Origin of the sequence: uncultured Nitratireductor sp. (assembly GCF_913053745.1) — a bacterium.
Lineage (GTDB): Bacteria > Pseudomonadota > Alphaproteobacteria > Rhizobiales > Rhizobiaceae > Nitratireductor.
Map to the genome: position 1 here is coordinate 1 of NZ_CAJXGF010000164.1, position 9,246 is coordinate 9,246.

Genomic DNA, 9,246 nt, shown 5'->3' on the forward strand with positions numbered 1-9,246 from the left:
GAGGCCGGTTCGCCTTGCCACTTCGCCGATCTTCATGCGGCCTCCTCTCCAGGCGACAGCGCGTCTTCGAGCCCGGCGCTGTCCTCGCAAAACTGATAATGCGTGATCTTGCCTTCGCCGATGCGACAGCGCAGAACCCATTCGCTGAAGAAACGTTTTCCGGTTGCAGCAACGATATGATCGAGCTGGCCGCTGGCGAAGGCCACCCCCTCGCCCGCTCCCACATGCTCGATCGACAGCGACTGCCGGGCAAAGGTGCGTCCCAGCGCTTCGAGAAAGGTTCGGAGCCCTTCATGCCCAACGCGGGTACCATAGGGCGGCACCGATGGATTCGGCTCGGCACGCACGCCGACGAATATGGCGTCCGGAGCCACGAACCCGCAGGCCGCCTCGACATCTGCGGCCTTCAATGCCGCGAGAAAATTCTCGATGATGTTCCGCTCTTGCATCTGTGCATCTCCATAGTGTGCACACATGCATCTACTTGCTGGAGTGAACTCCAGATCAAGCGGGTTTGCGGATTTTTCTGCCCGGCGCCGTTTACGGAACGATCAGCGTGCCGGCGCCATGCTCGGTGAAAAGCTCGAGAAGAACGGAATGCGGGGTCTTGCCGTTGAGGATGACCACCCCTTCCACGCCCCGCTCGATGGCCTCGATACAGGTTTCCACCTTGGGGATCATGCCGCCGGAAATCGTGCCGTCCTTGATCAATGCGCGCGCTTCGGAGACGGTCAGTTCGTCGATCAGATTCTTGTCCTTGTCGAGCACGCCCGGCACGTCGGTCAGAAAAAGAAGACGCGTGGCGCGCACCGCACCGGCGATTGCGCCGGCGAAGGTGTCGGCGTTGATGTTGTAGGTGTGGCCGTCGCGGCCGGGCGCCACCGGCGCGATAACGGGGATCATCTCGGAATGGGCAAGCAGGTCGAGCAGCGTGCGGTCGACCTCCACCGGTTCGCCGACAAAGCCGAGATCGAGCACGCGCTCGATGTTGGAATCGGGATCGACCACGGTCTTGTGCGCCTTTTCGGCGAAGACCATGTTGCCGTCCTTGCCGCACAGGCCGATGGCCCATTCGCCCTCGGCATTGATGAGCGCCACGATTTCCTTGTTGATGGAGCCGGCCAGCACCATCTCGACGATCTCGACGGTCTTTTCGTCGGTCACGCGCAGCCCGCCCTCGAATTTCGATTCGATGCCCATCTTCTTGAGCATGGCGGCGATCTGCGGCCCGCCGCCATGGACGACGATGGGGCTGACGCCGGACTGCTTGAGGAGTGCGATATCGCGGGCAAACGCCTGGCCGAGCGCGGCGTCGCCCATGGCATGCCCGCCATATTTCACAACGATCGTCTTGTTTTCATAACGCTGCATGTAAGGCAGTGCCGCCGAAAGAAAGCGGGCCTGGGCTTCTGCAGTTTCCGTCATGTCGCTCATTGCGTTGTTCCCCAAAGTCAAAACGGCGATTTCTTAAAGCATTTTTTCCGGCAAGTGAAATGATCTCACATCCGTGGAGTGCAAAAAGCTTCGTCGATGGTGCGTATGCTCCTTGCCTTCCTCCGACAGTGCCCTAATTGTTTGTCGACCCGACTTTCCATAAGCCCGCAACCCGCCTAATCTCCCCCTCATGACGCCGACAATGACGCCGGACGAGATAACGAAGCTGATCTTCCGAACCGCGCTCAAGGAGCGCGCGGCGTTCGATCTTCTCTATCGTCACACGAACGCGAAACTCTTCGGCGTCTGCCTGCGTGTCTTGAAAGACAGGGCCGAAGCCGAAGAGGCTTTGCAGGACGTCTATGTGAAAGTCTGGACCAAGGCCGATCGGTTCGCCGCCTCGGAGCTCAGCCCCATCACATGGCTCGTGGCGGTGGCACGCAACCACGCGATCGACAGGCTGCGGGCGCGGAAGGTTCCGGCGGCCGAGCTTGACGAGGCGCATGCCGTCACCGATCCCGCGCCAACCCCGGAAGCGGCAGCGTCCGCCGGCAGCGAGCGGCGGCGGATAGATGCCTGTCTGGACGAATTGGAGAACGAACGTGCGACAGCGGTGCGCGGCGCTTACCTCAATGGCGACAGCTATGCCGAACTTGCGGCGCGTTTCGATGTGCCGCTCAATACGATGCGAACCTGGCTGCGGCGCAGCCTGTTGAAGCTCAGGGAATGCCTGGAACGATGACGGTGGCAGACGAACACGGACCCGAAAGGCGCGACGACGACCTCGTTGCGGCCGAGTATGTGCTCGGCGTGCTTGCGGCCGATGAGCGCGCCGCCGCCGCGCGACGTATCGAAACCGATCGGGAGTTCGCGCGCCTTGTGGAGCACTGGGAGGCCCAGCTCGCCCCCATGGCGGACGCCTATGAACCGATCGAGCCGCCCGCGAACGCGAAGGCCGCCATCGATACACGCCTGTTCGGCCAGGCCCGGGAGCCGAGCCGACCGGGGTTATGGTCGAGCCTCGCCTTCTGGCGCGGTGTCGCCGTGGCGGCTGTGCTGGCCTTCGGCGCCTATGTCGGACTCACCTATACCAGCCTTCCCTTCGGCGCCCCTCCCGCCGAAGAGCACCGTTACGTCGCCTCGCTCGCCCATGACGACACGGACGTGCGCTATCTGGCGGTTTATGACGGCGCGACGCGCGACGTGGCGCTGTCCCACGTATCGGGCGCGCGCCCCGAAGGTCGCGACTTCGAGCTCTGGGCCATCGAGGGTGACAATCCACCGGTTTCGCTCGGTGTCGTTCCGGTCGGGTCCAGCGTCCATGTCGCGCTGGACGAGGCGCTGGGCGCGGCCATCGAGGCCGGCGCCGTCTTCGCCATCACCACGGAGCCGCCGGGCGGTTCGCCCTCGGGCGCGCCAACCGGTCCGGTGGTGGCGCTCGGCGACCTGCGCGACATCTGATCGCCGATAATCTCAAAAAAAATCGGACTGATCTGAAACTCATCGGAGCGCCCCTCCGTGTCTCCTCATGTTCCCTAAACGGGCCGACCACGAAGGCGGTCCCGAAAACGAACCTGAGGAGTTTAAACATGCGTAAGTTCACTGCTTCCCTTCTCGCCGGCTCGCTCGCTCTCGCTTTCACGGGATCGGCCCTGGCCGAGAACCCGATGGTGGGCGGCGCGGCCATGTATGCCGACAAGAACATCGTTGAAAACGCCGTAAACTCGAAGGATCACACCACGCTGGTCGCCGCCGTCAAGGCCGCCGGTCTGGTCGAGACGCTTTCGGGCGAAGGTCCCTTCACGGTTTTCGCACCGACCAACGCGGCCTTCGAGAAACTGCCTGACGGCACAGTCGACACGCTGCTGAAGCCGGAGAACAAGGACCAGCTTGCAACGGTCCTGACCTGTCATGTGGTGGCGACCGATGCCATGTCCGATGCGATCGGCAAGATGATTTCCGACGATGGCGGCAACCATCCCGTCAAGACTGTCGGCGGCTGCATGCTGGAAGCCAAGATGGACGGCGAAAACATCACCCTGACCGACGAGAACGGCAATGTGGCGACCGTGACCATCGCCGATGTCGATCAGTCGAACGGTGTGATTCACGTGATCGACACCGTCCTTCTGCCCAAGAGCTGATCGGTTCCGATTGGGGCTTTCGGAACCTCGAAGGGCGGCTTTGCGCCGCCCTTCGAAACTTATCTCACCTCACACCGACTTGACTTGGAGGTGATGGACCACCGGGCGTAGGGTCTGCCGGAATTCGATGCACACCATTTGTGCGAAGGAGCTTTACGATGAAACGCCGCAATTTTCTGTATGGCACGGCAGGCGCGCTGACGGCGCTGACGGGCGGAGCCTTTGCGTTTCGCAACGCACCGGGCGGTCGCGCCATGGCCGAAACGTTCGAGATTACCAAAACCGACGAAGAGTGGCGCGCCATCCTGACCGAACAGCAGTTCGCGGTTCTGCGCGAGGAAGCCACGGAGCGTGCCTTTACCAGCCCGCTGAACGATGAAAAACGCGCCGGCCTTTTTCGGTGTGCCGGTTGCGAACTGCCGGTCTACTCATCCGAGGTGAAATACGATTCGGGCACAGGCTGGCCGAGCTTCTGGGAAGCCTTGCCCGACGCCATCGGCACCAAGCCGGACAATTCGCTTTTCACGACGCGCACGGAATGTCATTGCCGCCGCTGCGGCGGTCATCTTGGCCATATCTTCGATGACGGCCCGCCGCCGACCGGCAAGCGCCACTGCATCAACGGCGTGGCAATGACGTTCAAACCGGGTTCGACCATGCCGAGTTGAGGACGCCTGACGCCTCTTCCCTTCAGCCCGCGTCGCCCACGGCGCGGGCTATCGCATCCCGCAAATCATCCATGCCGTGCCCCTTCTCCGACGACGTCGCGACGATCTGCGGGAAGGCGGCGGCGCGTTTCTTAAGCCGGGCTCCGGTTTCTTCGAGGAGTCTTGCCACCGCCGGCGGCTTGATCTTGTCGATCTTCGTGAGAACCACCTGATAGGAGACGGCGGCCTTGTCGAGCAGGTCCATCACCTCCTCGTCGTTCTTCTTGATGCCGTGCCGGGCGTCGATCAGCAGGAAGACGCGTTTGAGCGTGACACGCCCCCGAAGATAATCGAAAACCAGCTCGGTCCAGGCATCCACCTGCGCTTTCGGCGCCTTGGCGAAGCCGTAGCCCGGCATATCGATGATGGCCATCGGTGGCAGATCGCCATCCGCGCCGGAGTAACCGTCGGGGACGAAGAAGTTCAGTTCCTGCGTGCGGCCGGGCGTGTTGGAGGTGCGCGCCAGACCGCGCTGCGCGATCAGGGCATTGATAAGCGAAGATTTGCCGACATTGGACCGTCCCGCGAAAGCCACTTCGGGCGGTCCTTCCGGGGGGAGAAACTTCATCGCGGGCGCGCCGCGCAGGAAAACCCACGGCCGCAGGAAGCTTCCACGATCGATCTTCGCCTTGCCGGCGGCTGCGCCATCTTTTGGTGCGTTCACGCCATCGTCTCCATTGCCATTCAAAAGACGGCATCAAGACTGGCGTGGCGTTTGTCAACCGCGCTGTTGGCGAAAGCGTGTCCGGCTGGCCGGTCAGGCCGTGCCCAAAACCTGCATCGCGTCCAGATCCCCCCGTCCGCGCTTGGTGCTTGCAGCCAGCAGGGCCTGGCCCAGATATTCCAGATCGGAGGCCTCCTGCGGGCGCCACCCACAAGGACAACAGGCCGGTTCACGATGCGCCTGCGCCGTCTCGCGATAGATCGCGCCGATGGCGCGCACCGCCTCGCGCATGACGACCATGGGCGGAAGGCCCGTGCGGCGCATCACCTCGCTCATTTCCTTCATCAATTGCATCCGCAGATGCGCTTCCGCTTCTTCACGACGACGCTCAAATCCGTTCATTGCTGCCAATGTTTCCTTTCAGATGCACGGTTGCCCTCCAAGATGCGGCATTGACGGATTGCGGGCTGCCCGCCACCGCCCGCAATTCGCAGCAGGCTTCATCAAGCTCGCGCATCGTTTCGAAAAGCGTTTCGCGATCGCGGCAATGCGCGTCGAACAGGGCAACGAATATCGTGTTTTCGGTATCATGGGGTCCCGGAGCCTCGTTGGCGCGGGCAAGGCTGTCGGACGCAGCCCGCTTGGCTGCTTCAACCTTGGAACGCAATCGTTCGACGCGCAGAAGCTTGCCGCGATACCGCTCGAACTCCTGTGCTTCGCAGGCATGACGGGGCGCAAAGTCCCCACGCGGACTGAGATGCATCATGACGCTACCTCTCGACCTACTTCCGCTTCACAGTCCCGAAGCGGCAGGAGGTACAATCACAATACTATACCAAAAAAGTCAAGTTTAATGATGCACCGATGAAAGCCGCCTCAGCGGGCGGCTTTCAGAACTTCGAGATCAGCACCGCGAATGGCCGCGAGATTGCGGCCGATCTTTTCCGCCGGCCAGTTCCACCAGGCGATCTCAAGCAGCGGTGCGACGATTTCGGGCGCAAACCGCACCCGCAGAACGCGGGCCGGATTGCCGACCGCGATCGCATAGGGCGGGATGTCCGATGCCACCACGGCATGTGCGCCGATCACCGCGCCGTCGCCGACGGTCACTCCGGGCATGATCTGCGCCTGCCGCCCGATCCAGACATCATTGCCGACAACGGTGTCGCCACGGCCCTGTTCCAGATAGGTCTGCATGTCGAACCCCTCCTCCCAGCCATTGCCGAAGATGTTGAAGGGAAAGGTCGAGAAGCCGGTCATAAGGTGATTGGCGCCGTTCATCACGAAAGTCGCGCCCTGAGCGATGGCGACGAATTTCCCGATGATCAGCCGGTCGCCGAGGAAGTCGAAGTGGTAGAGGACATTGTTGTCCTCGAAACGTTCGGCTCCGGCGGGATCGTCATAGTAGGTGAAATCGCCCACTTCGATGTTGGACCGGGTGATGACGTTCTTGAGGAATACAGTTCGGGGAAAGCCCGCCAGAGGATATGGCGTTGCCGGGTCGGGTCCGTGCATGAGGACCTCCTTGATCGTTTAAAGGGATGTCCACCGCCTCCGGAAAACGGGATACGGACCGGACCTGAAGTCCCGGCGGTATGCTGTGTGCGGTCCCCTTATTCGATCATCGAAATCTCTCCTCGATTGCCTGACAACGCATAGCGAAGAATGGTGCTGGTGACAATCACACCCGCTGCGCCAACGCCATCGCATAGCTGGCCAGGGCGGCCAGAGAGGTGACCGTGCGAACATGGTTCCACATCACCCAACGGGAAAGATAATCGCGCCACAATTCCGCGCCCTCGGTCGAAGCCGGGTCGACCTTCGCCAGCGCTTCGTTCATCGGCACGTTGAAAACCACTGTGACGAGAAAGGTGCCCACGATGTAGGAAAGCGCACCTACAATGAGCCAGAAACGGCCAGGCGTCGCCAATCCAAGCAGAGCCAGAACCCCAAGCAGGATTCCCAGGATCGCGGTGCCGAAAAACGCCGCGAAGAAGAACGGATTGAGCACGGTTACATTGATCGCCTGCATGGATTGGATACCGGCTGAAACCGGAACGCGCCCCAAGGCCTGCATCACCGTGTTCGAGAAGGTGAAGAAGAACCCCGCCATGACGCCCGCGCCAAGCGTGGCCAGGAAGGTGAACGCGAAAACGAGTCGATCTGTCATGGCGGTTTCTCCATTCGATCCGAGTTTAAGGAAAATCTTCAGACAGCGTCAGCGTCGGGCGCCACATTCCAGACACCTGTTGCCACCGTCCGGCGCACATAGTCGGAAAAGTCTCTTGGCGGACGCCCGAGCGCCTGTTTTACGCCGTCAGCGACGCTTTCGTTGCGTCCGTCGAGCACTTCCGTGAAAAGCTCGCGCAACAATCCGATCATCGGTTCGTCCAGACCTTCCCTGCGTGCGCTTTCAACGAACGTCTCGACCGGGATCTGTTTGAAGCGGATCTCGCGCCCGCATGCCGCGCCGATCTCGCGCATCATTTCGGGGAAGCTCATCAGCCGCGGTCCCGTCAGCGTGTAGAGTTTTCCCTCGTGTCCGCGCTCCGTGAGCGCGGCAAACGCGACATCGGCAATATCGTCCACATCGACGAAGGGCTCGCGCACGTCACCCACCGGCAGGGCGAGTTCGCCTGCCCGGATCGCGTCGAGGAAGAAGGCTTCGCTGAAATTCTGGAAGAACCAGTCGGCACGGAGGATCGTCCAATCCGCGCCGCTGCCCACGAAAAGCTTTTCGGCCCGTTCCGCCCCCTCCTCGCCGCGCCCCGACAGGAGCACCAGACGCGTGACACCTTTTGCCACGGCCCGCTTCGCGAATGCCTCCACAATCTCGGCAGCACCCGGCACCGCAAGATCGGGGAAATAGGCGACATAAGCTGCCGACACGCCCTCGAGGGCCGCATCCCAGGTATCGGCCTTCTCCCACTCGAACGGAATTTCCGCGCTGCGCGAACCGATCCGCACCGGTATGCCGGCGGCTTCCAAACGCTCGGCGAGGCGGCGTCCCGTCTTGCCGGTGCCTCCGGTAACGAGGACGGGTTCTTTCTGGTCGTTCTTCAGTTTGATCATGACACTCTCCTTAAAGTGATAAACCCTCACATTTGCAAAAGTGATAAATCCTCATATTATAAATGTCAACAGAAATGTGAGACTTGCTCATAAAATGGATCAGGCATGACGGACACAGAAACGATCGGCACCATCGCCGCCCGCAAAGCACCCACGCAGAAGCGCGCACGGGAGCGCGTGGAGCGCATTCTCGACGTCGCGCGGGACATCATTGCCGAGAGCGGCAGCGAGGCGATGAAGATGAGCGAGGTGGCGCAGCGCGCCGGTGTTTCGATCGGCTCGCTCTACCAGTATTTTCCCGACAAGGCCGCGATTATCCGCACGCTGGCGGAACAGTACTATGCGTTGGGACGCAACTGCATCGGCCATGCTCTGGACGAGGTGCGCACCCCTAAGGCGCTTCAGTCCGCCTTCGCGGCGCTGGTGGACGAATATTACGGCTTGTTCCTCCAAGAGCCGGTGATGCGCGATGTCTGGTCGGGCATGCAGGCCGACAAAACGCTCTGCGCGCTCGATCTGGAAGATGCGCGGGAAAACGGCCGGGTTCTCGCAAAGGCCATGCTGCGCGCCGTGCCAGACCGCGATCCGCAGTTGGCGGAGCGTTCCGCATTCCTCATCTTCCACCTGGGCGAGGCGACGATGCGACTGGCTATCCAGCTCGACGCTACGGAAGGACGAGCGATCGTCGACGAGTACAAGCGCATCGCACTGCGCGAGCTCGGCGCTTAGAGCGCCTTAAAACAAAACGGGCGCCGATGGCGCCCGTTTTAAGATCACCCGTAGAGACTATTCCGCCGGTTTCGGCTTTTTCTTGAAGAGTCCTGCAAGGTTGTCCCAGAGTTCGATCTTCGCACCCTGCCGCTTCATGATCACGCCCTGCTGGACGATGGACAGGAAGTTGTTCCAGGCCCAGTAGATCACCAGCCCGGCCGGGAAGGTCGCCAGCATGAAGGTGAAGATCACCGGCATCCAGTTGAAGATCATGGCCTGCGTCGGATCCGGCGGCGTCGGGTTCATGCGCATCTGCAGGAACATGGTGACACCCATGATCAGCGGCCAGACACCGATCAGCAGGAAGGCCGGAACGTCGTAAGGCAGAAGACCGAACAGGTTGAAGATCGATGTGGGATCGGGAGCCGAAAGGTCCTGGATCCAGCCGAAGAACGGCGCATGCCGCATCTCGATGGTGACGTAGAGCACTTTGTAGAGCGCGAAGAAAACCGGG

14 protein-coding genes are annotated in these 9,246 nt (G+C 61.5%); 5 read left to right on the forward strand and 9 right to left on the reverse strand.

Going from position 1 to position 9,246, the window contains the following annotated elements; genetic code table 11:
* Positions 1 to 32: 32 nt before the first annotated feature.
* Both QZ638_RS20055 and argB read right to left on the reverse strand, forming a co-directional pair.
* Positions 33 to 449, reverse strand: coding sequence for a nuclear transport factor 2 family protein (locus QZ638_RS20055; RefSeq protein WP_295813668.1), 417 nt, complete (start codon positions 447 to 449; stop codon positions 33 to 35).
* 91 nt (positions 450 to 540) lie between these two features.
* Positions 541 to 1,434 carry an acetylglutamate kinase gene (gene argB, locus QZ638_RS20060; RefSeq protein ID WP_295813669.1) on the reverse strand — a complete coding sequence of 298 codons (894 nt, stop codon included), beginning with the start codon at positions 1,432 to 1,434 and terminating at the stop codon, positions 541 to 543.
* Between the two features lie 202 nt (positions 1,435 to 1,636).
* On the opposite strand from argB, the gene QZ638_RS20065 reads away from it, so the two are divergent.
* The 4 genes from QZ638_RS20065 to msrB all read left to right on the forward strand — a co-directional run bounded on the left by QZ638_RS20065 (position 1,637) and on the right by msrB (position 4,246).
* Positions 1,637 to 2,176 (forward strand): sigma-70 family RNA polymerase sigma factor, encoded by a 540-nt coding sequence (locus QZ638_RS20065; protein WP_295813670.1) that lies wholly within the window; start codon positions 1,637 to 1,639, stop codon positions 2,174 to 2,176.
* Positions 2,173 to 2,895 (forward strand): anti-sigma factor, encoded by a 723-nt coding sequence (locus tag QZ638_RS20070; protein ID WP_295813671.1) that lies wholly within the window; start codon positions 2,173 to 2,175, stop codon positions 2,893 to 2,895. The genes QZ638_RS20065 and QZ638_RS20070 overlap by 4 nt, the downstream gene beginning before the upstream one ends.
* Before the next feature lie 128 nt (positions 2,896 to 3,023).
* Complete coding sequence (locus tag QZ638_RS20075) at positions 3,024 to 3,578, forward strand: fasciclin domain-containing protein (protein ID WP_295813672.1); 555 nt, start codon at positions 3,024 to 3,026, stop codon at positions 3,576 to 3,578.
* A gap of 158 nt (positions 3,579 to 3,736) precedes the next feature.
* Positions 3,737 to 4,246 carry a peptide-methionine (R)-S-oxide reductase MsrB gene (gene msrB / locus QZ638_RS20080; RefSeq protein ID WP_295813673.1) on the forward strand — a complete coding sequence of 170 codons (510 nt, stop codon included), beginning with the start codon at positions 3,737 to 3,739 and terminating at the stop codon, positions 4,244 to 4,246.
* 22 nt (positions 4,247 to 4,268) lie between these two features.
* Here the strand turns inward: msrB and yihA are convergent, their stop codons facing one another.
* The 6 genes from yihA to QZ638_RS20110 all read right to left on the reverse strand — a co-directional run bounded on the left by yihA (position 4,269) and on the right by QZ638_RS20110 (position 8,021).
* Complete coding sequence (gene yihA, locus QZ638_RS20085) at positions 4,269 to 4,907, reverse strand: ribosome biogenesis GTP-binding protein YihA/YsxC (protein ID WP_295813681.1); 639 nt, start codon at positions 4,905 to 4,907, stop codon at positions 4,269 to 4,271.
* Positions 4,908 to 5,042: 135 nt separating this feature from the next.
* Positions 5,043 to 5,351, reverse strand: a complete 309-nt coding sequence (locus QZ638_RS20090) for a hypothetical protein (RefSeq protein ID WP_295813674.1) — start codon at positions 5,349 to 5,351, stop codon at positions 5,043 to 5,045.
* A complete protein-coding gene (locus QZ638_RS20095; RefSeq protein ID WP_295813675.1) occupies positions 5,338 to 5,715 on the reverse strand; it encodes a hypothetical protein in 378 nt (125 codons plus the stop codon). The genes QZ638_RS20090 and QZ638_RS20095 overlap by 14 nt, the downstream gene beginning before the upstream one ends.
* Positions 5,716 to 5,825: 110 nt before the next feature.
* A complete protein-coding gene (locus QZ638_RS20100; protein ID WP_295813676.1) occupies positions 5,826 to 6,464 on the reverse strand; it encodes a CatB-related O-acetyltransferase in 639 nt (212 codons plus the stop codon).
* A gap of 166 nt (positions 6,465 to 6,630) precedes the next feature.
* Entirely contained in the window at positions 6,631 to 7,119 is a 489-nt protein-coding gene (locus QZ638_RS20105) for an anthrone oxygenase family protein (RefSeq protein ID WP_295813677.1), read from the reverse strand.
* A 38-nt stretch (positions 7,120 to 7,157) separates the two neighbouring features.
* The gene (locus QZ638_RS20110; RefSeq protein WP_295813678.1) at positions 7,158 to 8,021 is read right to left on the reverse strand and encodes an NmrA family transcriptional regulator; all 864 of its coding nucleotides are present in this window, start codon (positions 8,019 to 8,021) and stop codon (positions 7,158 to 7,160) included.
* A gap of 105 nt (positions 8,022 to 8,126) precedes the next feature.
* On the opposite strand from QZ638_RS20110, the gene QZ638_RS20115 reads away from it, so the two are divergent.
* Positions 8,127 to 8,750 (forward strand): TetR/AcrR family transcriptional regulator, encoded by a 624-nt coding sequence (locus QZ638_RS20115; protein ID WP_295813679.1) that lies wholly within the window; start codon positions 8,127 to 8,129, stop codon positions 8,748 to 8,750.
* 57 nt (positions 8,751 to 8,807) lie between these two features.
* Here the strand turns inward: QZ638_RS20115 and yidC are convergent.
* Positions 8,808 to 9,246 (reverse strand): membrane protein insertase YidC (yidC, locus tag QZ638_RS20120; protein ID WP_295813680.1); only part of this gene is annotated, 439 nt, incomplete at its 5' end.